This is a genomic window from Tumebacillus sp. BK434 (assembly GCF_004340785.1).
GTDB lineage: Bacteria > Bacillota > Bacilli > Tumebacillales > Tumebacillaceae > Tumebacillus_A.
Genome location: NZ_SLXS01000001.1, coordinates 146855 through 173140 on the forward strand (window position 1 = coordinate 146855; position 26286 = coordinate 173140).

At 60.0% G+C, this 26286-nt stretch carries 23 protein-coding genes; 20 read left to right on the forward strand and 3 right to left on the reverse strand.

The features are described from left to right. Positions 1-93 precede the first annotated feature (93 nt). Positions 94-879, forward strand: coding sequence for an undecaprenyl-diphosphate phosphatase (locus tag EV586_RS00790; RefSeq protein WP_243652889.1), 786 nt, complete (start codon positions 94-96; stop codon positions 877-879). 151 nt (positions 880-1030) lie between these two features. Here the strand turns inward: EV586_RS00790 and ylbJ are convergent, their stop codons facing one another. Continuing rightward, positions 1031-2302, reverse strand: coding sequence for a sporulation integral membrane protein YlbJ (gene ylbJ / locus EV586_RS00795; protein WP_132943187.1), 1272 nt, complete (start codon positions 2300-2302; stop codon positions 1031-1033). Positions 2303-2449: 147 nt separating this feature from the next. Between ylbJ and EV586_RS00800 the strand changes: the two genes are divergently transcribed. From EV586_RS00800 to EV586_RS00890, 19 genes are all read left to right on the forward strand, one after another. Further along, positions 2450-2782 carry a nucleotide pyrophosphohydrolase gene (locus EV586_RS00800; protein WP_132943188.1) on the forward strand — a complete coding sequence of 111 codons (333 nt, stop codon included), beginning with the start codon at positions 2450-2452 and terminating at the stop codon, positions 2780-2782. A gap of 16 nt (positions 2783-2798) precedes the next feature. Next, positions 2799-3602: a 4-hydroxy-tetrahydrodipicolinate reductase gene (dapB, locus tag EV586_RS00805; protein ID WP_132943189.1), complete on the forward strand. Its 804-nt coding sequence runs from the start codon at positions 2799-2801 to the stop codon at positions 3600-3602. A 17-nt stretch (positions 3603-3619) separates the two neighbouring features. Next, positions 3620-4021 (forward strand): methylglyoxal synthase, encoded by a 402-nt coding sequence (mgsA, locus tag EV586_RS00810; protein WP_132943190.1) that lies wholly within the window; start codon positions 3620-3622, stop codon positions 4019-4021. Between the two features lie 68 nt (positions 4022-4089). Then, positions 4090-5307, forward strand: a complete 1218-nt coding sequence (locus EV586_RS00815) for a CCA tRNA nucleotidyltransferase (RefSeq protein ID WP_132943191.1) — start codon at positions 4090-4092, stop codon at positions 5305-5307. Between the two features lie 57 nt (positions 5308-5364). Continuing rightward, positions 5365-5772: an SseB family protein gene (locus EV586_RS00820; protein WP_132943192.1), complete on the forward strand. Its 408-nt coding sequence runs from the start codon at positions 5365-5367 to the stop codon at positions 5770-5772. A 143-nt stretch (positions 5773-5915) separates the two neighbouring features. Then, complete coding sequence (locus EV586_RS00825) at positions 5916-7586, forward strand: hydroxysqualene dehydroxylase (protein ID WP_132943193.1); 1671 nt, start codon at positions 5916-5918, stop codon at positions 7584-7586. 25 nt (positions 7587-7611) lie between these two features. After that, positions 7612-12957, forward strand: coding sequence for a protein kinase domain-containing protein (locus EV586_RS00830; protein WP_132943194.1), 5346 nt, complete (start codon positions 7612-7614; stop codon positions 12955-12957). After that, positions 12954-13322 (forward strand): hypothetical protein, encoded by a 369-nt coding sequence (locus EV586_RS00835; protein ID WP_132943195.1) that lies wholly within the window; start codon positions 12954-12956, stop codon positions 13320-13322. Before EV586_RS00830 ends, EV586_RS00835 begins: the two co-directional genes overlap by 4 nt. A gap of 4 nt (positions 13323-13326) precedes the next feature. Then, positions 13327-13656 (forward strand): DUF3307 domain-containing protein, encoded by a 330-nt coding sequence (locus EV586_RS00840; RefSeq protein ID WP_132943196.1) that lies wholly within the window; start codon positions 13327-13329, stop codon positions 13654-13656. 123 nt (positions 13657-13779) lie between these two features. Then, positions 13780-14922 carry an HD-GYP domain-containing protein gene (locus EV586_RS00845; protein WP_132943197.1) on the forward strand — a complete coding sequence of 381 codons (1143 nt, stop codon included), beginning with the start codon at positions 13780-13782 and terminating at the stop codon, positions 14920-14922. A 190-nt stretch (positions 14923-15112) separates the two neighbouring features. Further along, positions 15113-16534: a tyrosine-protein kinase domain-containing protein gene (locus EV586_RS00850; protein WP_165898135.1), complete on the forward strand. Its 1422-nt coding sequence runs from the start codon at positions 15113-15115 to the stop codon at positions 16532-16534. Beyond that, positions 16527-17264 (forward strand): tyrosine-protein phosphatase, encoded by a 738-nt coding sequence (locus EV586_RS00855; protein ID WP_132943199.1) that lies wholly within the window; start codon positions 16527-16529, stop codon positions 17262-17264. The genes EV586_RS00850 and EV586_RS00855 overlap by 8 nt, the downstream gene beginning before the upstream one ends. Further along, positions 17258-18661 (forward strand): lipopolysaccharide biosynthesis protein, encoded by a 1404-nt coding sequence (locus EV586_RS00860; protein ID WP_132943200.1) that lies wholly within the window; start codon positions 17258-17260, stop codon positions 18659-18661. Before EV586_RS00855 ends, EV586_RS00860 begins: the two co-directional genes overlap by 7 nt. Next, positions 18658-19563 carry a glycosyltransferase family 2 protein gene (locus tag EV586_RS00865; RefSeq protein WP_132943201.1) on the forward strand — a complete coding sequence of 302 codons (906 nt, stop codon included), beginning with the start codon at positions 18658-18660 and terminating at the stop codon, positions 19561-19563. Before EV586_RS00860 ends, EV586_RS00865 begins: the two co-directional genes overlap by 4 nt. After that, positions 19560-20804: an O-antigen ligase family protein gene (locus EV586_RS00870; RefSeq protein ID WP_132943202.1), complete on the forward strand. Its 1245-nt coding sequence runs from the start codon at positions 19560-19562 to the stop codon at positions 20802-20804. The genes EV586_RS00865 and EV586_RS00870 overlap by 4 nt, the downstream gene beginning before the upstream one ends. Beyond that, the gene (locus EV586_RS00875; RefSeq protein ID WP_165898136.1) at positions 20761-21771 is read left to right on the forward strand and encodes a glycosyltransferase family 2 protein; all 1011 of its coding nucleotides are present in this window, start codon (positions 20761-20763) and stop codon (positions 21769-21771) included. The genes EV586_RS00870 and EV586_RS00875 overlap by 44 nt, the downstream gene beginning before the upstream one ends. A 6-nt stretch (positions 21772-21777) precedes the next feature. Beyond that, positions 21778-23118 carry a sugar transferase gene (locus EV586_RS00880; RefSeq protein WP_132943204.1) on the forward strand — a complete coding sequence of 447 codons (1341 nt, stop codon included), beginning with the start codon at positions 21778-21780 and terminating at the stop codon, positions 23116-23118. A 2-nt stretch (positions 23119-23120) separates the two neighbouring features. After that, positions 23121-24071, forward strand: a complete 951-nt coding sequence (locus tag EV586_RS00885; protein WP_243652890.1) for an LCP family protein — start codon at positions 23121-23123, stop codon at positions 24069-24071. A 226-nt stretch (positions 24072-24297) separates the two neighbouring features. Further along, positions 24298-25125, forward strand: a complete 828-nt coding sequence (locus EV586_RS00890; protein WP_165898137.1) for a metallophosphoesterase family protein — start codon at positions 24298-24300, stop codon at positions 25123-25125. A gap of 102 nt (positions 25126-25227) precedes the next feature. Here EV586_RS00890 and EV586_RS00895 read toward each other — a convergent pair whose 3' ends face one another. Both EV586_RS00895 and EV586_RS00900 read right to left on the reverse strand, forming a co-directional pair. Further along, positions 25228-25632 (reverse strand): hypothetical protein, encoded by a 405-nt coding sequence (locus EV586_RS00895; RefSeq protein ID WP_132943206.1) that lies wholly within the window; start codon positions 25630-25632, stop codon positions 25228-25230. A gap of 150 nt (positions 25633-25782) precedes the next feature. After that, positions 25783-26268 (reverse strand): SRPBCC family protein, encoded by a 486-nt coding sequence (locus tag EV586_RS00900; RefSeq protein ID WP_132943207.1) that lies wholly within the window; start codon positions 26266-26268, stop codon positions 25783-25785. Positions 26269-26286 lie beyond the last annotated feature (18 nt).

A 26286-nucleotide genomic window follows, 5' to 3' on the forward strand; every position in this document is an offset into this window, starting at 1 on the left:
ATATTATTGAAAACCGGAAATCATGCTTTTGAATGTACAAGCATAGGTGATATACATAGAAAAAAATAAAAAGGGCGTAAGGAGGGGATGACGTTGTCTCTATGGGAGGCGATTTTCCTCGGAGTGGTACAAGGCCTGACCGAATTTTTGCCGATCTCAAGCTCCGGTCACCTGGTCTTGTTTCAGCGGCTGTTCGGTCTTGAGGAAGGAGCCTTGACGTTCGATATCCTGCTGCATCTGGGCACGTTGCTGGCGGTGTTTGCCGTCTTCTGGCGCGATCTGTTGGGGATCATGAAACATCCTTTCGGCAAGATGGGGCGCCTGATCATCGCCGGTTCGATTCCGACCGCGCTGATCGGCTTTTTGTTCAAAGACTATTTTGACACGGCGTTCGCATCGGGCGAGACGCTCGGCGTCGAGTTCGTCATCACCGGGGTCGTCATCTGGTGGGCCGACACGGCGCGCCGCGGCTTCAAGAAAGAGCGGGAGATGGGCTATGCCGACGCGTTTCTGATCGGTGCACTGCAAGGGGCGGCGATCATGCCGGCCTTGTCCCGCTCCGGGTTGACGATCATGGGGGCGTTGTTCCGGGGACTCGACCGCGAGTTTGCGGCGAAGTATTCGTTCCTGATGTCCGTCCCGGTCATTCTCGGGGCAGGCGTGTTCGATATCTCCGACGCGATGGAGCAGGGGATGACGATCGGCCTGCCGGAGATCCTCGGAACGCTGGCCGCTGCGGTGGCCGGATACTTCGCCATCAAATACATGATCGCGCTGATCGTCAAGCGCGGGATGCGGATGTTCGCGTGGTATGTCTGGCTGCTCGGCGGACTGATTTTGCTCGACCAGCTGTTTACTCAGCACTTCTTCAAATTCTAAAACAGGCAAGGAAATACCACTTCCGCAGATAGATAGACCGCTCGCTGATCGGCAGATCATAGCAGGCGGTCTATTTACTCTGTTGCCGGAAGTCGTTTAGATGACACAGAAAAGCCCTCCTTGTCGGAAAACAAGAAGGGCTTTGCTCTGCTTAACGGCGGTTGGAACGGGAGTTCCAGGCGACGAAACGTGCGCTTTTGAAGAAGTGGATCGCCAGCGCCAGCAGGATGACCGAGCCGAAGATCAGGAACCAGTTTCTCATCACGATCAGGGACAGTCCCCAATGCTGCATGCTCGGGTCGGCGACAGCGGACATCATCGGCATGAGCGGCGCGAACACTTCGGTCGCCGCCTGGCCCCAGCCCATGTTGTAGAAGATCAGGGTGAAGGCGCCGGCAAGCACGGCGTGCAGCAGGCGGGCTACCATGTACGGGGTCATGCGGATGTCGGTGCCGGTGAGCACCGACGCGACCTGCGCGTGCACGGACAGGCCGGACCAAGCGATGATAAAGGAGACGATGATCAGCTGCTCGATCAGCGGTGCGGACGTTTGTGCTGCCATCGCGGAACCGATGTCGATCTCGAACAGGCCGGCCACAAAGGATTGCACGAGGCCCACGTCGAGCCCGATCATGCGGAAGACCATCTCGATCGGCAAAGCGAGCAGCGGCACGATGCCGGACAGGGACAGAACTTTGAACAGAACAGCGAAGAAGATGATAAATCCACAAATCATTAACAGGGTCTTTATCGAGTCGTTTACCGCATCGCCGAGCAATTTTCCCAACGTGCGGCCGTCTTCTTCACGGGCGCGCATCATTTCGCCGAATGAACGTTTGAAAATGTTGCCTTTGACGCGGCTCTCCTGTACGATATCTTCTTCCCGGTAGGTGCGTTCCGCGCGAACCCCGTAAAACTTAAAGGCGAGGCCCACCATGAAAGCCGATATGTAATGGGCGATGGCAAGCAGCATCCCGAGCTGCGGGGAGTGGAACATCCCGACCGCGACGGCGCCAAACATGAAGAGCGGGTCGGCCGTATTGGTGAACGCGAGCAGCCGCTCGCCTTCGATACGGGTGCAGAGTTTGTTTTTGCGGAACTTTGACGTGATGACCGCGTCCATCGGGTACCCGGCGGCGAGGCCCATCGAAAGGGCGAAAGCGCCGACGCCCGGCACGCTGAACAAGGGGCGCATCAGCGGTTCGAGCAGCACGCCGAGCGCGTGGACGATTCCTACGCCAAGCAGCAGCTCGGAGAGGATAAAGAACGGCAGGAGGGACGGGAACACAACGTCCCAGAAGAGCTTTAACCCATCTACCCCGGCTTTGAACCCTTCTTGCGGGTACATGACCAGGGATAAGGTCAGAAAGACGACCACGGTGGCCAAGATCGTTGTTGTTGAACGCTTCGGCGCTGTGGACATTGCTAGCCTCATCTCCTTTTTCAGTTCGAAATACGGACTACCCTTACCCATACATATGGACGACCCGCCTGAGATATGTTTGGATTCGTCCACAGCGGAAAGTTATGGTACTCTATACGAAAGATCAAACTGAGAGGAGACACGCTGATGACCGATATGACGATCAAAGAGATGCAAAAAGATGTGGACGCGTATATCTCGCAGTTCAAAGAGGGCTATTTCCACCCGATGACGCTGGTGGTGCGCCTGACCGAGGAGCTGGGCGAGCTGGCGCGGGAAGTCAACCACAGCCACGGGCAGAAGCCGAAGAAGAAGGAAGAGGCGGAGAGCTCGATCGCGCTGGAGCTGGCCGACATGATGTTTGTGATCACCTGTATGGCCAATTCGCTCGGCATCGACCTGGAAGAGGCGCACAAAGCGGTGATGCATAAATTCAACACGCGCGACGCGAACCGCTGGACGCGCAAGGACGCAGAATAAAAGGGGATGGATCAAGATGGCAGAACAGATTCGCGTGGTCGTCGTCGGCGCCAAAGGCCGGATGGGCCGCGAGACGGTGAAAGCAATTTTGCAGGATGAGGCGCTGGCGTTCGTCGGCGCGGTCGACCGGACGCTGGACGGAGACCTCGTGTCGCAGGTGCTCGGCGTGGAGGCGGGCGAGGTGACATTTTCGACCGACTTGGAAAAAACGCTGGTCGATACGCGGGCGGACGTGATGGTCGACTTCACGACGCCTGCGGTGATGAAAGGGAACATCGACAGAGCGATCGCGCTTGGCGTGCGCCCGGTCGTCGGCACGACGGGGATGACGCAGGAGGAGATCGCAGCCTGGGATGCGGACTGCAAGGAGCGCGGCATCGGCGGGCTGATCGCGCCGAACTTCGCGATCGGCGCGATCTTGATGATGCGCTTTGCGGCGGAGGCGGCGAAGTTCTTGCCGCACGTGGAGATCATCGAGATGCACCACGATCAGAAGCTGGACGCTCCGTCTGGCACGGCGATCAAGACTTTGGAGCTGATCGCAGAAGCGCGTGAAAAACGGGGACAAGGCCACCCGAACGAGCATGAGACGATCGCAGGTTCGCGCGGCGGGGATTATGAAGGCATGCGCGTGCATAGTGTGAGATTGCCGGGCTACGTGGCGCACCAGCAGGTGATCTTTGGCGGGCTGGGACAGACGCTGACGATCCGCCACGACTCGATCAACCGCGAGTCGTTTATGCCGGGCGTGGTGCTGTCCTGCAAAGAGGTCATGAAGTATGAAGGCATGGTCTACGGTCTGGAAAACCTGCTCTTTTAGCTGACGGAGGGATCTTGATGAACATCGCACTGATCGCACACGACCGCAAGAAAGAGACCTTGATCAATTTTGTGATCGCCTATCAGCATATTTTTGCCAAAGCCAATCTGTATGCGACCGGCACGACCGGGCTGCGGATTCAGGAAGCGTCGGGGCTGCCGGTGACACGCTTCCTGTCCGGCCCGCTCGGCGGCGACCAGCAGATCGGGGCGTTGATCGCCGAAGACCGCATGGATCTCGTGCTGTTCTTCCGCGATCCGCTGATGTCCCAGCCGCACGAGCCGGACATCCTCGCGCTGCTCCGCCTCTGCGACGTCCACGAAATCCCCGTCGCCACCAACATGGGCACCGCCGAAGTGCTGGTCAAAGCTCTGGACCGCGGCGACTTCGCCTGGCGCGAAGCACGCAAGCAGGGCTAGGCCTGACCGGACATTGAAGGCGGACAACGCTCTACACAGAGGATGGAGTTAGGGAGTGGAAGGACGGAATGGAACGCATTGAGGCTGTTGCATGGAACGTTGTTGAATCGCTTGAAAAGGCAGGATATGAAGCTTATCTCGTGGGCGGCTGCGTCCGCGATAAATTGTTGAATCGTACGATCGATGACTATGACATCACCACTTCTGCGCTGCCCGAGGAAGTGCAGGCCGTTTTTGCGCACACGGTGCCGACCGGGCTGAAACACGGCACGGTGACCGTGCGCGAAGATGACTGCCAGTTTGAAGTGACCACCTTTCGGACGGACGGGGAGTACGAAGACGGGCGGCGCCCGGCGGAGGTGAAGTTCGTTCGGTCGCTGGAAGAGGATCTGGCGCGGCGGGACTTGACGATCAACGCGATGGCGCTGGGGCGTGACGGCACGCTGCATGATCCGTTTGGCGGCCAGTTCGACCTGCTCGCCAAGCGGATCAAGGCGGTCGGCGACCCGGTGCAACGATTTGCAGAGGACGCTTTGCGCATGCTGCGGGCGATCCGCTTTGCGGCGCAGCTGCAGTTCGAGATCGAAGAGGAGACGCTGCAGGCGATTTCCGAAGAAGCGTTCCGCCTGCAGCAGGTCTCCCGCGAGCGCATCCGCGACGAATGGATCAAGATGCTGCTCACCCACTCAGACACGGCGATCGAACTGCTCTGGGAGACCGACACCTTGCGCCACATCTTCTCCCGCCCGACCTCTGAGCCGGAGCCATGGGAGCGCGCCGCCGCCTGGACGGCCGACGCGCCGCCCGATCTCGCGCTGCGCTTCTGTCTCGTTTTTGCTGCACTCGACATCGACGAACCGCGCATCGACAAGACGCTGCAAGGGCTGAAACTGCCCTCCCAGCTCAAAAAAGACATCCGCGACCTCTTGGCCCTGCAAGCCACCGAGCCGTCTCCGGACTGGCCGGAGCGCACTTGGCGGCAGCTGTTCTACGCCCACGGTTATGACACCGTGCGCCGCCGCTGCCTGCAGCACGCCGTCATCCACGAGCCGGAAAAGCTGCCGGAATGGAGCGCACGGGTCGAGGCGCGCCGCGCCGTGCAGCCGCTCTGGCAACTGTCCGATCTCGCACTGACCGGCCAGGACCTGATCGAACACGGCATCAACGAAGGGCCGGCCCTCGGGCACTGGCTGAAGCGCCTCGCCCAAGCGGTGCTGCAAGACCCGGCCCACAACAATCGGGAAGCGCTTTTGCAGCTCGTGCAAGACTGGCAGCGCACCCCGTAACGCGAACGGTTTCCGCGATTATGCCGCGATCGTGCCGCGAGCAAAGGAGGTTGACGATTGGACGATCAAAACGAACAGTCGGTTGTCGCTTTGGATCAAGCCTTGCTGCAGGCGCTGGCCGACCCGGCCGCAGAGCCTGCCTTTCGCCACAGGCTGCTCCACTCCAATCTCTATGTCCTCGGGCACATCGAAGACGCGCAGATCGAAGAGGACGGCACCGTCTGGCCGCGCCACAGTTCGACGCTGCGCATCACGCACTTCGATGTCGACGGCGAGACGGTGCTGCCCGTCTTCTCCGCGCCGGATCATCTGCAGAGCCTGTTTGACGAAGTGCCCGATCTCATCCTCCTGCGCGCCACCAACCTCTTCGCGTCAGCCACGCCCGATGTCAAAATCGTGCTCAACCCCGGCACTGCCGTCGGCAGAGCCTTCACCTACGAAGACATTCAGAAGCTCCTCCGCTGAGGAGCTTTTTTCATGCCCTTCAACAAATCTACTTAACCCTAAAAAATAATTATTTAGTATCTAGCAATTTGATGATATAAATAGATTGGGGTAATTAGGTTTCTTCAACAGGAAGCACTAATGAAGGGAGATTGTTCCACCTTATGAATCAACGTTCAACAGCCAATCAAAAAGTTGTCATCCTCGGCGGCGGCGTCGCCGGGATGAGCGCCGCGCATGAATTGATCCAGCGCGGATTCGATGTTGTCGTCTACGAATACAAAAGCATCGCCGGCGGCAAAGCGCGCAGCATGCCGGTGCCGGAGTCTGGCAAAGCGGGCAGAAAAGACCTGCCCGGCGAACACGGCTTCCGCTTTTTTCCCGGTTTTTACAAACATGTGACCGATACGATGCAACGCATCCCTTATACCGATGCGGACGGTGAAGAAAAAACCGTCTATGACAACCTCGTCCATGCCCCGCGCATGGGGTTGGCCCGCTATGACCATCCTTTGACCGAGTTTGTCGCCAACTTCCCGATGTCGCTCGACGATGTGGTCGATATCATCAAATCGATGTTTGACGCCGACCTCGGCCTGTCTGCCGACGAGATGGAAGTGGCCGCTTCGAAAGTCTGGCAGATCATCACCTCCTGCCATGACCGCAAAGTGTACGAATACGAGCAGATCCCATGGTGGGACTTCATCGAAGCGGAACAGCACTCCGAAGCGTACCGCAAGCTGTTCACTGCGCTTACCCGTACCCTCGTCGCCGCCAAAGCGCACGAAGCGAGCACCAAGACGGTTGGCAACGTCGGGGCGGAGCTGATCCTCGACATGATCACGCCGGGCATGCAAAATGACCGTGTGCTGAACGGCCCGACCAACGACGTGTGGATCGACCCGTGGCTGAACTTCCTGCGCGAACAAGGCGTCGACTACCGCCTCGGCGCGGAAGTCAAGAAGATCGACTGTCAAGACGGCTTGATCACCGGCGCGACGATCCTCGAAAACGGCGTTGAATACGAAGTGACAGCCGACTACTACATCTGCGCACTGCCGGTCGAAGTGACGGCGAGCCTGCTCACCGACGAGATGCTGCTCGCCGACCCGACCCTGTTTTTCCTGAAACAGCTCGCCTTGTCGGTCGACTGGATGACCGGCATCCAGTTCTACCTGACCGAGCCGGCGCCGATCATCGACGGCCACGTCCTGTACATGGATTCGCAATGGGCGCTGACCTCCGTGTCGCAGGCGCAGTTCTGGCCGCACATCGACATGCGCCAATACGGCGACGGCAAGGTGGTCGACATCCTCTCCGTCGACATCTCCGACTGGAACACGCCGGGCATAAACGGCATGACGGCGATGGAATGCGATTATGTCCAGCTGAAAAATGAAGTCTGGGCGCAGCTGAAAAAGAGCCTCAACCATGACGGCGAACTGCTGCTTCGCGACGACATGATCCACACCGTCTTCCTCGACCCGGACATCTGTTTCATCAACCCGCGCGACAAGATCAACCTCGAACCGCTGCTGATTAACAAAGTCGGCACCTGGACGCAGCGCCCGGACGCGAATACCGCAATTCCGAACCTGTTCCTCGCCTCCGACTATGTCCGCACCAACACCGACCTCGCGACGATGGAAGGGGCCAACGAAGCGGCCCGCCGTGCCGTCAACGCGATTCTCGATGCCGCGCATTCCAAGGCGAAGCGCTGTAAGATCTTCGAGATGTATGAACACAAGCTGTTCGCCTTGTGGCAAAAACACGACCAGGAGCGCTTCGAACAAGGCTTGCCGTGGGACGGCAAGACGGTCCTGCACATCTTTTAATTCGTAACGAAAAGGGGGGAGCTGCATGTATTCGATCGCCGGATACCAGATCACGAGAAAGATCGCCGAGGGCAGCAAATCGGTCATCTACCGTGGCCGGGCTGCGGACGGCGGCCAGACCGCGATCTTAAAAGCGATGAAAACCGAATATCCCCCTTTGCAGGACGTGATCCGCTGGAGGCGCGAGTATGAGATCGCAGCCGGTCTCGACTGCGACGGCATCGTGCGTCCGCTTACGCTCTGCGAACAGGGCAACGGCGTCGTGCTGGTGCTGGAAGACTTCGGCGGCCAGTCGCTCGCCCATCTCTTGCGGCAAAAGCGGCTCAACCTGACCCAGTTCCTCGACATCGCCATTTCGCTGGCCGAGACGTTGGGCTTTTTGCACCAGCGGCAGATCATCCACAAAGACATCAAGCCGCACAACATCATCGTCGCGCCGGAGCAGGGCATCGTGAAGCTGACCGACTTTTCGATCGCCTCGCTGCTCATCAGCGAGAAGACGGAGATGGTCAATCCGCAGCTGCTCGAAGGGACGCCTGCCTACATGTCGCCGGAGCAGACCGGCCGCATGAACCGCGTCACCGACTACCGGACCGACTTTTATTCGCTCGGCGTCACCTTCTATGAAATGCTGACCGGACAGCCGCCCTATGTGACCGCCGACCCGGTCGAGCTGATTCACTGCCACATCGCCAAGCAGCCGCAAGCGCCGTATGAATGGAACATCGGCATCCCGAAGGCGGTGTCTGACATCGTGATGCGCTGCCTCGCCAAAAACGCCGAAGACCGCTACCAGAGCGCGTTTGGCTTGAAGGCGGACCTCGAGACTTGCCGCCGCCGGATGCAGGAGTATGGCGTGATCGGCGATTTTCCGCTCGGCAGGTCGGATCAGTCAGAAATTTTTCGCATCCCGGAAAAGTTGTACGGGCGCGGCCAGGACATCGCCGCGATGCGCGCCTGCTTTGACCGCGCCGCCCAGGGCACGAGCGAACTGCTGCTCGTGTCCGGCTTTTCGGGCATCGGCAAGTCGTTTTTCGTCCATGAGATCCACGCTTCGGTCGTGCAGGAAAACGGCTTTTTCCTGACCGGCAAGTTCGACCAGTTTACGCGGCACATTCCGTTCCACGCCTTGATCCAGTCGATGAAAAACCTGATCGCCCAGCTGCTGACCCAAAGCGAAGAGGACATCCAGCGCTGGCAAGACACGATCCTGCAGGCGCTCGGCAACAACGGCGCGGTGATCACCGACGTGATCCCGGAGCTGGAGCTGATCATCGGCAGCCAGTCTGTCGTACAGCAGTTGCCGCCCGAAGAGACGCAAAACCGTTTCCAGCTGACCATGCAAAAGCTGCTCAGCGTTTTTTGCAAGCGCGAGCACCCGGTGGTGCTGTTTCTTGACGACCTGCAATGGGCCGACCCGGCGTCGCTGACGACGATCGAATATCTGCTCAGCGATGCGGCATCGTCTCATCTGCTCTGCATCGGCGCGTACCGCGACAACGAAGTCACCGCCGGCCACCGTCTGATGCGGATGCTGGATCTGCTCGACCAGAAGCAGCGCCCATACTGGCAGATCACCTTGCGCCCGCTCCGGCCGGAACACATGGGCGAACTGCTCGCCGACACGCTCGGCCAGGCGCCGGAGCAAGTGCAGCGGCTCACAGAGCTCGTTTTGCAAAAGACGAACGGCAACCCGTTTTTCGCGCGGCAATTTCTGCAGGCGTTGCACGCCCGGCAGATGATCTCCTTCGACTCGGCAGCAGGGCGCTGGGTCTGGGACGAAGCGCAGATCGGCGGCGTGGACATCACCGACAACGTGGTCGAATTCATGCTGCAAAAGATTCAGGAGCTGCAGGAAGACACCCAGCAGATGCTGCAGGTCGCCGCCTGTATCGGCAGTTCCTTCGACCTGCAGACTTTGGCGCACACAGCCGGCAAAAGCGTCTCGCTCGCCGCCGATGAACTGTGGCCCGCGCTGCAGGAAGGCTTGCTCGTGCCGGTCGGCACCGACTACAAGCTGCTGTACAGCCAAGGACGCGCCGAAGGGGAGGAGTTTAACGTCTCGTTCAAATTCCTGCACGACCGCGTCCAGCAGGCCGCCTATGCCTTGCTGACCGAGGCAAGGCGCAAAGAGGTGCATCTCGGGATCGGCCGCCTGCTGCTCGCCTGCACCGCCAAGCCGGAGCTGGAAGAGCGCCTGTTCGACATGGTCAACCACTTGAACGAAGGTGTCGAGCTGATCCAGTCCCGCCACGAGCAGATGCAGCTCGTCCGCCTCAACCTGATCGCAGGCAAGCGGGCCAAAGCGTCGACCGCCTATGAACCGGCTTTGAAATACCTCGCCCAAGGTGCGGAACTGCTGCCGGACGATGCGTGGGACACACACTACGACCTGACGCTCGAGCTCAACCTGGAGCGCTCCGAAGTCGAGTACCTCTGCGGCAACTTCGAGCTGGCTGAGCGATTGTTCGACCTGATCCTCGCCAACGCCAAGACGAAGCTGGAGCAGGTCCGCGTCTACCACATCAAGACCCAGCTCCTGATCAACCTCGGACAATATGAAGAAGCGATCCGGCAAGGACTGAAAAGCGTCCGGCTGCTCGGCATCAAGCTGAACGACGAAACGGGCATCGGCTCGTTGCTCTGGGAGCTGATGAAGGCAAAATGGAACTTGCGCAAACGAACGGTCACGGAGCTGTTGCACCTGCCGCTGGTCAAAGACCCGTACCGTGACGAGGCGATGAAGCAAGTGTTCAACATCGCGACCGCCTTCTATTTTGTCAACCCGCAGCAATTCGCCCTGCTCAACCTGAAAGTGCTGAACATGACCGTCAAGCATGGCAATTCGCTCGCCTCCAGCATCGCCTATGGCGGCTACGGCGTGATGATCGGCAACTTCCTCGGCGATGTCGAGAACGGCTACCGCTATGGCAAACTGGCCCGGCAGGTCAATGACAAATACTATGCGCCGCTCCGGCATAAGAGCGATTTTTCATTTGCCCTGTTCTCGATGCACTGGAAAGAGCATCTTCAGCACGCCGTCCGGCTGTTTCGCGAGACGCATCAGAACGCGATGGAATCGGGCGACTTGATTCAAGCCTTTTTCTCAGTGCTGCAGATGATCAACTGCATGGTCATCCACGGCGAGCAGCTCACCGTGATCGACCGCGATGTCCGCACCTATCTTGAGTTCGCCAAGCGGGCCAAGCTGCGCGACCATGTCAGCAACTATCTGATCTTGAAAGCGTTCGTGCAAAATCTGCTCGGGCGCACCGACGGCCTGATGAGCCTGACCGATGAGGATTTTCAGGAGGACGCCTATTTGGCGCGGCTGCAGGCGGAGGAAGGACTGCATCAGCTTAACTGGTACTATATGGTAAAAACAAAACTATGTTACCTGTACGAGCAGCCGGGCGAAGCGGTGCGCTGGTCCCGGGAGGCGGAGCAGATCATCTCCGCCTCGATGGCCCAGCCGCATGTGCCGGAGCATTATTTTTACGATTCGCTGAGCTTGGCGGCCGATTATGGCAACGTTCCGGCGCAGGAGCAGCGCGCGTACTGGAAAAAGCTGAAGAAAAATCTCCGCAAGCTGAAAAAGTGGGCCCGTCACGCTCCGCACAACACCGAGCACAAATACATGCTCGTGCGGGCGGAGATGGAGCGCCTGAAAGGCAGCGAGCAGGAGGCGATGCGCCTGTATGACCTGGCGATCGAGTCGGCGACCCTCTATGAGTTCGCGAACAACGCCGCGCTGGCTGCGGAATGTGCGGCCAAGTTCTACGCCGGGCGGGGCACGCATAAAATCGCCAAAACGTATATGACAGAAGCGGTCTACGGCTATCTGCGCTGGGGCGCCGTCGCGAAAGTGAAGCAGTTGGAAGCACGCTACCCGCATCTGCTCGCGACCAGGCTGGAGCATGAGACCAGCCTGGAAGTGGCGGCGGCAGGCGAGAGCAGCATCAGCGCAACGGGCGGCAATGCTGTGCAGAAGATCGATCTGCTCACCGTCATGAAAGCAGCGCGGGCGATCTCCGGCGAGATCGTCCTCGAGAAGCTGCTGGAAAACATGATCCACATCGTCGTCGAAAACGCCGGGGCGGAAAAAGGCGTCTTGCTGATCGAGCAGGGAGGCGATCTGCTGATCGAAGCGGAGAAGTCGACCGGGGACGACGCCGTGCGCGTATTGCAAGGCACGCCGTACCGCAACAGCGCGAACGTGGCGCCGTCGGTGATCCAATATGTGCGCCGGATGCGCGAGCCGGTCGTGCTGCACGATGCGGCGGACGCCGACATGTTTGCGAAAGACCCGTATCTTCTGCTTAAAAAGCCCAAGTCGCTCCTCGCGATGCCGATCGTGAACCAAGGCAGGCTGGTCGGCGTGCTGTATCTGGAGAACAATCTGACCACGCACGCCTTTACCGCCTCGCGCCTGGAAGTGATGAGCCTGCTGTCGTCGCAGATCGCCGTTTCGATCGAAAACGCGAAACTGTACAACCAGCAGGTCGAGCTGAGCCGGGCGTATGGCAAGTTTGTGCCGCATCAGTTCCTGCGCTTTTTGGAGAAGAAAAGCATCATCGACGTGCGGCTCGGCGATCACGTGCAGACGGAGATGACGGTGTTGTTTTCTGACATTCGCTCGTTTACGACGCTGTCCGAGCGGATGACGCCGGAGGAGAATTTCAAGTTCCTCAACGATTTTCTGAGCCGGATGGAGCCGTCGATCACCGAGAACCACGGGTTCATCGACAAGTTTATCGGCGATTCGATCATGTCCTTGTTCGATCAGAGCGCGGACGATGCGGTGCGCGCCGCCTTGTCGATGCTGAAAGCGCTGACCGCCTTCAACGAGCAGCGCAGACAGCGGGGAGCGGAGGAGATCGGGCTTGGCATCGGGATCAACAGCGGGCTGTTGATGCTCGGGACGCTCGGCGGTGACAACCGGATGGATTCGACGGTGATCTCCGACGCGGTCAACCTGGCCTCGCGGGTGGAAGGGCTGACCAAGCGGTACCGCGTGCAGCTCTTGATCTCCGAGCAGACCTTGTCGCGCCTGCGCGATCCGGGGCGCTACTCGATCCGGATCATCGACCGGGTGAAAGTGAAAGGCAAGTCGGAGGCGGTGTCGGTCTATGAGGTGTTTGACGCCGATCCGCCGGCGGTGCGGGACGGGAAACTGCGCACGAAAGAGCTGTTCGAGCAAGGGTATCTGCTGTATCAGGAGCAGAACTTCATCGGCGCCAAAGCGCTTTTTGACGAGTGTCTGCGCCAGAACCCGGACGACAAATGCGCCGAAGTCTATGTGGAGCGCTGTCTGCATTGTCTGGACTTTGGGTATGACGAATATTGGACCAACGAGGGAGCGAAAACATGACCAGTGCAGCGAAAAGCATGTTTGTCTTTGGCATCTACCTGCTCAGCTTGAGCATGAGCTGTCTCTTTTGGCCGAATACGGTGATCGAACTGATCGGGATCGGCGAGCCGGGCGACGCTTCGGTGTTCATCCGCTTTTCCGGAATGATGGCGCTTTTCCTGGCGATCTACTATTTTGCCGCCGCGCGCAAAGACCAGTCGGAGTTCATGTGGTGGACGGTGTACACGCGGCCGCTGGTGTTTGCGTTCTGCGCCTTGTTCGTGCTGACCGGGGTCTTTCCGAAGGTCGCGATCTTTGTGGGAATCTTCGATATGGTGACCGCAGGCTGGACGTATTTCGCCCTGCGGGCGCAAGCGGGGGCGTAGCGGGATGGACTGGCTGATCGGCCATCTGGTCGGGGATTATCTGCTCCAAAACGACTGGATGGCATACAACAAAAAGCAAAAGACTTGGCGCGGCGAACTGGCCTGCAATCTGCATTGTCTGATCTGGACGCTCTGCGTACTCGCTTTTACCGGCTGGTGGGACTGGCCTCATGCCCTGCTGGTCTACGGAACGCATTACCTGCTCGACCGCACGGGACTGGTCAACTGGTACGTGCAGACGATCAACACGGGCAAGCCGCTGCCCTGGCTGTCGATCGTGACCGACAATGTGCTGCATCTGCTTGTGCTTTATTTGGTAGATAAGTATGTATAACTATTGTCGTTAAGAGTGATGTGAATGGTTCGTTAAATATCACTGTTCAGATTGAAGATCAGCGTGGTAGACTAGAAGAGGAGCAAGATTCTGAGATGTTGACATGTAAGGTGTGAGAGAGACATGGGAGACCCTCTTTTGGCGGTACGGGAAGAAGTCAATCCGGAAACCATGCTGAAGATCATCTTTGACTATATCGCGAAGATTACGGCGGAGAAGCGGCTCGGCCACATTTTGATGCTGATGGCCGACATGGGGCGGGAGATGATCCTCGCCGACCGCTGCACGTTGTGGCTGCTCGATGAAGAGCGCCAGGAGCTGCGCACGACGGTGGCGCACGATGTGAGCGAACTGCGCATCCCGGTCGATTCGGGCGTGGCCGGGCATACGATCCGCACGGGACAAGCGGTGATCATCGATGATGCGTATCAGGATGACCGGTTTCATGCGGTGGTCGATCAGAAGACCGGGTATCGGACGCGGTCGATTTTGGTGATCCCGATCCGGGATAATGAAGGGCGTCTGATGGGCGCCTTTCAGGCGATCAACAAGATGACAGCGGCGGGAAAGTTTACACAGAAAGATCTGGAGCATTTGACGTTGGCGGCCTATTATTCGGGCAAGTCGCTGGAGTCGGCGATGTTGGCGCACGAGATCGAAGAGACGCAAAAAGAGATCATCTTCACGATGGGCGAAGTCGGCGAGACGAGGTCGAAGGAGACGGGCAACCATGTGAAGCGGGTGGCGGAGTATTCGAAGATCCTGGCGCTGCGCTTCGGTCTTAGCGAAGAGGAGGCGGAGCTGATCAAGACGGCGTCGCCGATGCATGACATCGGGAAAGTGGCGATCCCGGACGCGATCCTGAACAAGCCGGGCAAGCTGACGACTGACGAATATGAGCTGATGAAAACGCACACGACGATCGGCTATCAGCTGCTAAACAATTCCAAGCGCCGCATTCTGAAAGCGGCCGCCACCATCGCCATCGAGCACCACGAAAAGTGGAACGGCACCGGCTACCCGCACGGCCTGCAAGGGGAGGAGATCCATCTGTACGGCCGCATCACCGCCGTCGCCGATGTCTTCGATGCCTTGGCCAGCGATCGCCCCTATAAAAAAGCCTGGGAGCTCGATCGCATCCTCGACCTCTTCCGTGAAGAGCGCGGCCGGCATTTTGACCCGCAGCTGGTCGATGTTTTCTTCGAGAGCTTGGATGAGATTCTGGAAATCCGTTCGAAGTACGGCGACAATTTTGATATCTGTTAAGAAAAAGCGACCCTTGGCATAGCAGGGTCGCTTTTTTCAAATGAGATAAAATAGGTTGCCGAAGCAACAATTCAATTAGACGATAACCGCGTAGGGTAAGGGGATTGCGCCGGCTTCTTTAACGGAGCCGGCTTTTTTGCGTTGTGCATCTGAAATGCTGTCGGAATGTGTCGGGAGCCTGGTTCATACAGTGGAATATGTATTGGTTCTGTATATCGAACAAGCTTTGAAAAAAGGAGTCGTGCAAACGATGGAGATGGGCCTTGCGGAGATGGGGCGGGTATTGCGGCAGCGGGTGCTGCTGATCGTGCTGGTGACGCTGCTGGCAGTCGGATTGGCCGGTGCGGGCAGCTTTCTGGTGCTGGAGCCGGAGTATGAAGCGACGACAACCCTGCTGGTGCAAAGCAAGCAGACGGAGAAAGGAATCGCCTACAACGATCTGCTCACCGACCAGAAGCTCGTCACCACGTACGGAGAAATTTTTCAAAGCCGGATGATCGCCGAGGCGGTGATCGAACGCCTCGGCCTTGACCTGACCGAACAGGAACTGTTGGAAAACGTCCGCGTGCGCTCGTCCAGCGAATCGCTACTGACCGCGGTGACCGTCACCGACCATGACCCGAAGCAGGCGGTGACGATCGCCAACGCGATGGCGGCCGTCTTTATGGAAAATCTCGGCCGGATCATGCAAGTCGACAACGTGTCCATTCTCGATACGGCCAAGTTGACCTCCGACGTGCTGGAACCGGTGCGTCCCAAGCCGTATCTGAACATGGCGGTCGCTCTCGTGCTTGGCGCGATGGCAGGCGCGGGGCTGGCGTTACTGCTTGCGTTTCTGAACAATACGGTGCAGACAGAGGCGGAGGCGGAACAGTTGCTGCAACTGCCCGCGCTCGGCGCGATCCCTTTTTTCGAGCAGAAAGGGAGCTCCGGATATCGTGTGGTGGTCAGGCAGGACCCGCGCTCGGCGGTGGCGGAAGCGTTTCGAACGCTGCGCACCAACATCCAATACGATGAAGCGGGCAAACACGTCAAAGTGCTGATCGTCACCTCGACCTTGGCCGGTGAAGGCAAATCGATGGTGCTCGCCAACCTCGCCGTCACGATGGCACAGGCCGGCAAGCGCGTCCTGCTGATCGACGGCGACCTGCGCAAGCCGACTTTGCACCATGTGTTTCATCTTGGCGGGCAAATCGGGCTGACCGAAGTGCTGTGCGAAGGCGTGGCGCCGGAAGAGGTGATCTTGCCGAGCGCGGCCGGGCCGGATGTGATCCCCGCCGGGGCGATCCCCGCCAATCCGTCCGAGCTGCTCGGGTCGCCAAAACTGCGCGGCCTGCTGTCCGACCTGCGCATCCGCTACGACCTCGTGCTGATCGACTCCCCGCCCTTGCTGCCGGTCACCGACGGGCAGGTGCTGTCCACGCTCTGTGATGGCGTGCTGTTCGTCGTGCGCAGCGGTGAGGTGGCGCGCGACCAACTGCAGCAGGCCAAGGGGCTGCTCGAGCGCGTCGGCGCACAGGTGATCGGGGCGGTGCTCAACGGCAAGCAGCGCAAGCGGAGCGAGCCGGCCTACTCTTACTATGCCGCCCCGGAAGGTGACCCGCATGATTGATCTGCACTGCCACATCCTGCCCGGCCTTGATGACGGGGCGCGCGATGCGTCCACGGCGCTGCACATGGCCTGGGCTGCTGTGCACGACGGGATCACCGACATCGTGGCGACGCCGCACACGGAGGATGGCGTGTACCGCCATTCGGCAGACGAGGTCCGGAAAGCGGTCGAACGGCTGCAGCAGCAGCTCTTGGAAGCACAGGTGCCGCTGCGCCTGCACCCCGGCTCCGAAGTCCACATACATCCGGAGCTGATCGACCAACTGCGCGCCGGGCAGATCATGACGCTCGGCGATCAAGGACGCTACCTGCTGCTGGAACTGCCGCTTCGCAATGTGCCGCGGGTGATGGAGCGGATCTTCGACGATCTGGCAGATCGCGGCATCACGACGATTCTGGCGCATCCGGAGCGCAACCTGGTGCTGCAGGAACAGCCCTGGCGTCTGGCGGCGTGGAGCGAGGAGTACGGCGTTCTGGCCCAATTGACGGCAGGCAGCGTGACCGGGCAGATGGGGAAAACCCTGCAGCGCACCGCGTTGTCTTTTTTCCAAAGCCGGCTTGCCCACCTCGTGGCCAGCGACGCACATGATTTGAAAAACAGGCGCCCGGAGCTGCGCGCCGCCTACTTGAAGCTGGCTGCGCTCGATCTGCAAGAAGCGGCCGGGTATCGCGAGCGGGCGGAGCTGATCTTGTTTGCAAACGCGGGCGAACGGCGGTCGTTTCCATGCTGATGCGCCACAGTCTGCTTTACCTGTTGGCGCGGGGACTGCCGGGGCTGCTCCAAGTGGCCGCCGTCGCTTGGCTGACCCGGCTGCTCAGTCAGAGCGAATACGGGCAGTACGCGGGCGTGATCGCCGGAGCGGCGCTGCTCAACGCTTTGCTGTTCCAATGGCTCGGGCTTGGCGTGATCCGCTTTTGGCCGGGGGTGGAGGCGGCGCGGCGCGAAGGGTTCCTGGCGACGCTGTGTGCAGGTTATCTCGGTCTGGTCGCGCTGACCGGCCTTGCAGGCGGTCTCGTGATCGGGCGGCTCGCCGATCCGATGCTGCAAGCGCTGGTCGGCTGCGGCGTCCTGCTGCTCTGGGGGCAGGCGTGGTTTGAACTGCAGCTGGAACTCTTGCGGTCGGAACTGCGCCCGGGACGCTACGGGCTGCAGATGATGGCGAAGGCGCTGCTGTCGGTCGGCATCGGCGGGACGCTCGCCTACTTGGGAACCGGCATCTGGGGCGTGCTTGGCGGCGTGTTCATCGGCCTGACAGCGCCTGTGCTCTGGCAGAGCGCGAAGATCTTCCGCCATCTGCGCTGGCGGCAGTTCGACCGGGCGCTGCTTCGGCAGCTCCTGCGCTACGGACTGCCGCTGACGGCAGCCTTTTCGATGGAGCTTGTGGTGAGCAGTTCCAACCGGCTGCTACTCGGGGCCGGGCAGGCCGGGATGTACGCCGTCGGTTACGATCTCGCCAAACAGACGGTGGGGCTGCTGACGTACACGGTCGGGCTGGCCGCGTCGCCGCTGCTCGTTCGAGCTTTCGAACAGTCCGGCCTGCAAGCGGCCGGGCGGGAGATGGAAAAAGTGCTCCTGCTCCTGCTCGGCATCGGTCTCCCGGCCACCGTCGGGCTCAGCCTGCTCGCCCCGAATCTGGCGGAGACGCTGCTTGGCCCCGCGTTTCACGGCGCGGCGGCACTGATGCCGTGGGCGGCGCTGGCGGCGCTTTTGTTCAGCGTCAAGGAATACAGCCTCAACCGCGCCTTTCAACTGCAGCAAAAAACGCTCCGCCTGATCCTGCCCACCGTGCTGGCGGCCCTGCTCAATCTGCCGCTGACGTGGTGGCTGGCCGGCAGCGTCGGCGCGCTGGGGGCGGTGTATGCGACCTGCATCGTGTACGGGGCCGCACTCGCGGTGACCTGGCTGCTGGCGCGGCCGATTTTTCCGTTGCGAGTCCCTTGGAAAGACGCGGCAAAAGTGGCCTTGGCGACGCTTGCGATGGCGGGAGCGCTGTACCCGCTGTTGCCGATGCGCGGCGCACCGGCTCTGCTGCTGCAAGCTGTGACAGGCGGAGCGGTGTATGCAGGGATGCTGTGGGCGACAGGGCTTGTGAAGATTCAGTATTGGCGGAGGAGGCAGGAAACATGAAAGTGTCTGTGCTGATCGGGACGCGCGACCGGTTCTGGCAGCTGATGCGCTGTTTGGAGACGGTGCTGGAGCAGGATTACCCCGATCTGGAGATCTTGCTGCTCGATGACCACTCGGCAGAACCGCTGGCCGGACGGCTGCATCAATACGTCAGCGACGAGCGCCTGCGTCTGTTCCGCTCCTCGCGTCCGCTCGGCGTGGCGGCCGGGCGCAACTTCCTGATGCGGCAGGCAACAGGCGACGTGTATGTGGTCATCGACGATGATGCGATGCTGGACGATTCCGGGGCAATGACGCGGATCGTGCGCCATCTGGAGAAACATCCGTTTACCGGCATTCTGGCCTTGAAAGTGATCGATCACCAAAACGGCGCGCAGCAGCTGCTCGTGCCGTTCAGCCGCCGCTGGCGCAACAAGCGGCCCGGACTGCCTGAGGCGGCGCAGACCTGCTCGTACTTCCTCGGCGGCTTTCACGCGATCCGCAAACAAGTGATCGACATCTGCGGACCGTATTACGAAGGCCTGATTTTTGGCGAAGAGGAGCTCGACCTGTCGTATCGGGCAATCGGAGCGGGCTTTGCGATCCAGTACTTGCCCGATGTGATCGCCCACCATTATCCCGCCCAGTCTGTGGTCGGCAAGCGGCGCGGGGCGGAGCTGCACCATCATGTGCGCAACCGCTTTTTCCTCGCCTACAAATATCTGCCCGCGCTCGCCGTGCCGGTCTATCTGCTGGTCTGGCTGCTGATCTACGCCCTGCAGGCCGGGCGACAACTGGCGTTTGGCGCTTACCTGACCGGGTTCTGGGCGGGCATCCGCGAACTGCGCAAAACCAAGCGCATGCCACTGAACAGGGCGGCCGTCCACTATCTGAAACTCCATTACGGGAGAGTCTGGTATTGACGCCGGGACGCATCGCGTTTCTTGCACTGTTCCTGATCTGGCTGGCGCTGCATCTCTCCGGAGTGCGCGTGCTGTTCGTGGAAGGGGGCTTTTCGATCGCGCCGTGGGATGTGCTGACCGTGCCTGTGTTTGTGTGGTGGCTGATCTATGCGGCGCGGGGCCGGGTGAACGTGTCGCGGGACCTGATGATCGGGATCGTGCTGATGCTGCTCTTTTGCACGTGGATCGGCATCGAGGCGCTGCGCTCGCCGCAGCCGCTGCGGGGCTTCAGCATGTATGGGATCATGCTGCGCAACGTCGTGCTGTTTCTCGTCGTCGGCACGCTGCTCGGGCAGGTGCAGTCGCTGGCCAGACTCAACCGCGCGCTGTTTCTTACCGGCACCGGGATCGCCGTCCTCGCCTTGGCCCTTTTTTTCCGCGCCCTTGGCAACTTGCAAGTGATCGCTTGGGATCCCGATCTCTGGCGGCCCGGCATCGGGTATGTGCTCGATCAGGGTGGGGTGATGCGGCTGGTCGGGTTGGCGGAAGACCCCAATTTTTATGCGATCTACATGGCCGTGCCGCTGCTGATCGGCTTTGCGCTGCGGTCGCACACGAGGTGGCTTGGCATCGGCGTGATCGGCCTGTCGCTGGTCGCCGCCAACTCGAGGACGTTTTTTCTGGCCTTTGCGGTGAGCGCCCTGCTGGTCCTGACGGCGGCGCTTTTGTTTCGGCAAGGGGGGCGGGTTGCAGGCTATCTCAAGTCGATCGGCGCCAGCATAATGGTCGTCGCTGTGGCAGGCTGGATCTGGTCGCTGCTGCAAGGCGATCTCGTGCAACTGATCACGAAGCGCTTCGGCCTGCTCGAAAAATCGGGCCGGTTCGAGCTGTGGGACCGCTTGCTGGCGAACGGCACGGGCGACTTTTGGCTCGGGAAAGGGCTGCGCGGCACGGAGCAGCTGCTCGGGGGGATGTACTCGCACAACTCCTACCTCGATCTGCTGGTCGAGACCGGATTTGTCGGCCTGCTGCTCTGGGGGCTGTTTGCGCTGTTCGTCAGCTTGAAAGCTCTACAAAAATTGGCTTTGGCCGACCGCCTGCCGTGGGTGCAGATGTGGTTTCTGCTGCTGCCGATGATGTTTGCGTTTTCGTTTTTATACAATCCGTTTTTCTGGCTGTTGGCGGCGGTGCTGACCGCCGATGCGGGAGGTGAACAACATGTTGATGCCGTTCGTTACGGTGATCATGCCGGTGCGCAATGAAGAGGCGTATCTGGCGGGGTGCCTGGACTCCCTGTTCGCGACAGACTACGGGCTCGAACGGCTGGAGGTGCTGGTGATCGACGGAAGCAGCACCGACCGTACGCTGGAGATTCTGGCCGGCTATCAAACGCGCTATCCCTGCCTGCGCCTGCTGGAGAATCCGCGGCAGCTGCAGGTGGCGGCGCTGAACCTGGGCATCCAGGCTGCCCGGGGCGAGATCATCGTGCGGATGGACGCGCACAGCGAATACCCGGCCGACTACATCGGCCGCTGTGTGACGCTGCTGCTCGCCTCAGGCGCGGACAATGTCGGCGGAGTGCTGGAAGCGGCCGGGCGCACCCCCTTTGGCAAGGCGGTCGCGTTGGCGGTGACCTCGCCGTTTGGAGCGGGAGATGCCAAATACCGGACGGCGGTGCAGGAAGCGTGGGTGGATACGATCTTTCCCGGCGTCTGGCGCAAAACGACGCTGCAGCGGCTGGGAGGTTTTCAAGCGGCGTGGGAAGTCAACGAGGACTACGAGCTGAACTACCGCCTGCGCCGCTCAGGAGGGAAGATTTTGCTCTCGCCTGCGATCCGCTGCCGCTATTATGTGCGCGAGGGGATCGGAGCATTGGCCCGGCAGTATTTCCGCTATGGGCACTGGAAAGTAAAAACGCTTGTCGCCCATCCCGACTCGCTGCGCTGGCGGCAGCTGGCCGCGCCGCTGTTGGTGCTGGGGCTTGCGGTGTCGGCGCTGACCGCCTGGTGGCTGCCGGTGCTCGGCGCACTGCCGCCCGCCCTCTATCTGCTCGCCGCGCTCGCCGCTTCGGCAGCCAAAGGGCTGCGCTGGCTGCCGGTGCTGCCGGTGGTGTATCTGACCCTGCATCTGAGCTGGGGCATCGGGTTTTTCAGCGGGATCTTCAAATGGGGGCTGCCCCGGCTGACTTTGCAACACGTACGCAACGCGGTCAGAGCAATAAGGAGTTGAGAAGAGATGGGCATGAACATTCGGCTGGCCAACTGCGTCCTGTTTTGCTTCGACCTGCTGATCGTGCACGGCGGGCTATTGGCGGCCTTTTGGCTGCATGATTCGTATTCGCTCGATGCCTATCTGCATCTGCTGCCAGGGCTGTCTGCAGCCGCCTTGGTGATCTTTACGATGTTTGATCTCTATGCAAAACCGCAGCGCCGGGGGCTCGACCTGCTGATCGGCTCGGTGGTGCTGGCGGTGGGGATGCTCGCGCTTTGCGCAGCGCTGTTCACGTCGCTGCCGGGGGTGGTGATCGTGATGGCCGGACTGCTGCAAGGTGTGCTCTTGCTCGTGTGGCGGGCGGGCATCTGGCAGGTCGGGCGGCGCGTCTATGGCGGGCGCAAAGTGCTGGTCGTGGCCGACGATCCGATCGCCGGGCTGCTGATCGAAGAGCGGCTGGACTTGAACATGCAGGGCTGGTTCACGGTGGCCGGGGTGTTGACCACCGAGGAGCAGGAACGGCTGGCGCAGCTTTTGCCGGGCGTGGACGCGGTGGTGCTCGGCGGCGCGATCGGCGTGAAGAAGGAGCTGGTCTCGCTCTGCGCCCGCTACGGCAAAGAAGCGCTGGTCGTGCCGGAGCTGTTTGAGCTGGTGCTGTTCGGCGCAGAGCCGCAGCAGATCGGCGATCTGCTCGTGTTGTCGATCACGCCGCCGAAGCTGAAACTGCGCCAACAGATCGTCAAGCGGGGGCTGGACCTGCTGGCGGCTGGTCTGTTGCTGATCGTGCTCAGCCCGCTGCTGTGCTGCCTGTACCTGCTCATTCCGCTCCATTCGCCAGGCCCTGCGGTGTTTCGCCAAGAGCGGCTCGGCCAGGGCGGGAAACCGTTTGCTCTGTACAAATTCCGCTCGATGGTCTCCGATGCGGAGCTGGCGACCGGCCCGGTGCTGGCGCTGCAGGACGACCCGCGCGTGACGCGGCTCGGGCGGTTCCTGCGGGCGACGCGGCTCGATGAAGCGCCGCAGCTGATCAACGTGCTCCGCGGCGAGATGAGCCTCGTCGGACCGCGCCCGGAGCGGGCGTATTTTATCGACCAGTTTAAAGAGACGGTGCCCGACTACCTGCAGCGGCTGTCGGTGCGGCCCGGCCTGACGGGACTGGCGCAGGTGCGGGCCGGCTACTCATCGGCGGCGGCCGACAAGCTCCGCTTCGACCTGATGTATATGCAGAACTATTCGTTTGTGCTCGACCTGAAGATTCTCTTCCAGACCCTGCGCGTTGTGCTGCTCCGCCAACAGGCGGAAGGCGTCCCCGAGCAGCAGACGGCGAGCCGGTCCAGGGAGCACGGGATGAAGGAGATGGTCTGAGCTTGAAACGGTGGGTCAAAGTATGCCTCGGCGTTCTCGCCGGGCTGCTGCTTGCCGCCGGGAGCGGGGCGGCGTACCTGTACCGCGAACTGGAGCCGAAGCGGCATTTTGCAGGGACCCGGCATCCGGTGCTCGCTCCGCTGCCGGAAACCGGGCAGGGGGTCGAGCAGACGCCCCGAGCCGGGCAGAAGCAGCAGGCAGCCTTCAACGTGCTGCTCCTTGGCATCGACGGACAGGACGGGGAAATGGCGCGCACCGATATGATCATGGCGGCGCATGTCGACCCGACCGCCAAAAAAGTCAACCTGATCTCCGTCCCCCGCGACACGCGGATCGAGATCCCCGGCATCGGCTATACGAAGATCAACCACGCCCATTTCCTCGGCAGCCTGCAGGCGGGCAGCGATGGCGGGACACATGCGGCGCTGACGGCGGTGAGCGGGTTCCTGCAGGCGGAGATGAACTATTACATCAAGACCGATTTCCAAGGCTTTCGCGCGCTGGTCGACCGCATCGGCGGCGTGGATGTCGACTTGCCGCATCCGGTCGGCGAGTTTGCGACAGGGGCGCATCATCTCGACGGCGCGGCCGCGCTGAAAGTGGTGCGGGAGCGCTATTCGCTGCCGGACGGGGAGACGGGGCGGCAGGCGGACCAGGCGCTGGTGCTGCGGGCGATGCTCGAGAAAATGCTGAAGCCGGACGCCTTGCGCCGCCTGCCGGAGCTGATCACGCAGGTCAAGACGGATGTGATCGAAACCAATTTTTCCGATGCCGACCTGCTGTCGCTGGCCTGGCTGTTTCAAGGGCTGGACCGCTCGCAGCTGGAATACGTGCAGATTCCGGGCGAGACTGGGACAGCGTACGACCCGTTGGTGCAGGCGGAGCTGTCGTATTGGCTGCCCGATGCGGCGGAGGTGAAACGGATTTCCGAGATCTATCTGCACAGCGAATAAACGGCAGGGAATGCTTGCGAGCAGAACGAAGACACAACAAAAGCCATCCTAAGTCTGGATGGCTTTTTGCGATGAATTTTCATATATGCTAATTCAGCAGACAAAGCCGATTGAGCAGATTAATGTATATTCAAGACAGACCTCAAGTAAGTTCTAAATCACAGGAGCTTTGCTTCATAAAGTGGTATAATAGTTGAATTAAGCGGAACGTCTGGGAGGTACTGAGTTGAAGATTTTATCGTTTTCTGATTTGCATGTCGATTACAACAGCACCGAACTGAAGCGCGAGTTGACGCAGGAGATCGCAGCTTGCATCCGAGAGCACGCTCCCGACCGGGTGATCGTGGCGGGCGATATGGCCGGCGGTGCGGAGCGCTGCATTCGATACATTGAGGAGATCCAGGACAGATCGGGCGTGCCCTTGTCCTACGTGCCGGGCAACCATTCGATCTGGGCGACACGCGACAACGGAGATTCGTGGAAGCAGTACCACATGTTGCGCGATCATGAGTCCTCCCTGATCGACAAACCGCTGCACTTGAACGACGAATGGGTGCTGGTCGGCGATATGGGCTGGTATGATTACACGCACGGACTGGCGCAAAAGACGCGGGCGGAGATCGTGAAAGATAAGAACATGATGTGGAAAGACAGCGTGATGGCGCGGTGGGGCATGGAAGACGAAGCGCTTACCGAGCTGATGCTGGACAAGCTGCGCGCCCAGTTCGAGCAGTTCCGGGACAAGAAGATCGTGTTTGCCAACCACTTTATCCCGTACGCGGAATACGTGCCGGTCTCACAGCGCCCGGAGCATCCCATGGGCAAAGTCTGGAACGCGATCCGCCCGTTCATGGGCTCGACGAAGCTCGGCGATCTGCTGGACGAGCACGACCATGTGCAATACGTCATCTTCGGCCACAAACACTGGCGCCACGGCATGGAAGTGCGGGGCGGCAAAAAGATCATCTGCAACCCGCTCGGCTATGTGAAAGAATGGATCACCGACGACTTCGCGACGGAGATTCGCAGCGCGGCGACGGTGATTGAGCTGTAGGTGACCACAGCTTGACCGAAAAGTAATCGGGAAGGCAGGATCAAGGCTAAAAGGTTGCTCCTGCTCACCGATGACCACTACAACACAAAAAGTCACAGTCGCTCATGAGACTGTGACTCTTTTCATAAAGAAGGCATACGCAAGACCGCTGATCAGATACATCAAGAGATCCACCGGATCGCTGACACTGTTCGTCAAAAACAAGGGGGTCAGATATTCCCATCCCAAGCCGGCAACCAGCGCAACTCCGAAACAGGCCGGGTACGAGGTAATGCTCAGTACTCGATACGGATAAAGGGACAGCAGTACATTCAGATAGGGGAGATAGATCCACATCGCCAGTGCATCATTAAAATGTCCGTGCAAAAATGCGTTGTTCGTCAGGCTCTTCAACACGTGTTCATTGATCAGATACAGGGTGAAAGTACCCGCGAGAATCGCTGCGTTTAGCAGAACGAGAGGAGTACGAATCCAAGTACGATACCGCCTGCGATAATTAAGACCCAAGAGCAGCCGCTCCTTTGTTGTGCCATCGCAAAGACAACCCCTTTTTTGAAAAGTATGAATTAAGCATGACTTTATCTTACCATAAATTTCCCAAAACAAAAGCCATCGGCAGAAAATGCCGATGGCCGAAAATGCTCGTACACGTCAGATTTACAGCTTTTCCAAGTACGCTTCCAACTGCGCAAACGTGCCGCCGAAGCCTTGCTGCATGCTGCTGTGCATGGCAGCAAAGAACTGGTGTTCCTCTTCGGTGGCGTTGAGCGGGATACCGCGCAGGGTGATTTGGGTCTTGCCTTCCTGTTCTTCGAAGGTCAGCGTGTTCAGGATCTCCAGCGGGAAGAGTGAATTGAACGGAGCGCGGATGGTGTTGCCTTCTGCATCGGCGAAAGCGGACGCATAGACGAGCTTCTCCTGCGCGGCGATCTCGTGGTAGGTGAATTTGCCCCACATTTTGTTGCCGTCCGGAGTTTCCATGCTGTACAGGAAGATGCCGTCCGGGCGCAGATCGAATTGGGCGACCTCGAGCTTCATGCCGGCCGGGCCCCACCAATGTTGTAGGTGTGCAGATTCGGTCCAGACTTGATAAACCAGATCGCGCGGAGCTTGCAACGTGCGGGTGATGATCAATTCAGACATTGTGATTTCTCCTTTGAG

Bases quoted from the DNA above. Each gene is read 5' to 3' on its own strand.
- ylbJ (WP_132943187.1), bottom strand. From the start codon at position 2,302: ATGTCCACAGCGCCGAAGCGTTCAACAACAACGATCTTGGCCACCGTG.
- EV586_RS00800 (WP_132943188.1), top strand. From the start codon at position 2,450: ATGACCGATATGACGATCAAAGAGATGCAAAAAGATGTGGACGCGTAT.
- dapB (WP_132943189.1), top strand. From the start codon at position 2,799: ATGGCAGAACAGATTCGCGTGGTCGTCGTCGGCGCCAAAGGCCGGATG.
- mgsA (WP_132943190.1), top strand. From the start codon at position 3,620: ATGAACATCGCACTGATCGCACACGACCGCAAGAAAGAGACCTTGATC.
- EV586_RS00815 (WP_132943191.1), top strand. From the start codon at position 4,090: ATGGAACGCATTGAGGCTGTTGCATGGAACGTTGTTGAATCGCTTGAA.
- EV586_RS00825 (WP_132943193.1), top strand. From the start codon at position 5,916: ATGAATCAACGTTCAACAGCCAATCAAAAAGTTGTCATCCTCGGCGGC.
- EV586_RS00830 (WP_132943194.1), top strand. From the start codon at position 7,612: ATGTATTCGATCGCCGGATACCAGATCACGAGAAAGATCGCCGAGGGC.
- EV586_RS00835 (WP_132943195.1), top strand. From the start codon at position 12,954: ATGACCAGTGCAGCGAAAAGCATGTTTGTCTTTGGCATCTACCTGCTC.
- EV586_RS00840 (WP_132943196.1), top strand. From the start codon at position 13,327: ATGGACTGGCTGATCGGCCATCTGGTCGGGGATTATCTGCTCCAAAAC.
- EV586_RS00845 (WP_132943197.1), top strand. From the start codon at position 13,780: ATGGGAGACCCTCTTTTGGCGGTACGGGAAGAAGTCAATCCGGAAACC.
- EV586_RS00855 (WP_132943199.1), top strand. From the start codon at position 16,527: ATGATTGATCTGCACTGCCACATCCTGCCCGGCCTTGATGACGGGGCG.
- EV586_RS00860 (WP_132943200.1), top strand. From the start codon at position 17,258: ATGCTGATGCGCCACAGTCTGCTTTACCTGTTGGCGCGGGGACTGCCG.
- EV586_RS00865 (WP_132943201.1), top strand. From the start codon at position 18,658: ATGAAAGTGTCTGTGCTGATCGGGACGCGCGACCGGTTCTGGCAGCTG.
- EV586_RS00875 (WP_165898136.1), top strand. From the start codon at position 20,761: ATGTTGATGCCGTTCGTTACGGTGATCATGCCGGTGCGCAATGAAGAG.
- EV586_RS00880 (WP_132943204.1), top strand. From the start codon at position 21,778: ATGGGCATGAACATTCGGCTGGCCAACTGCGTCCTGTTTTGCTTCGAC.
- EV586_RS00900 (WP_132943207.1), bottom strand. From the start codon at position 26,268: ATGTCTGAATTGATCATCACCCGCACGTTGCAAGCTCCGCGCGATCTG.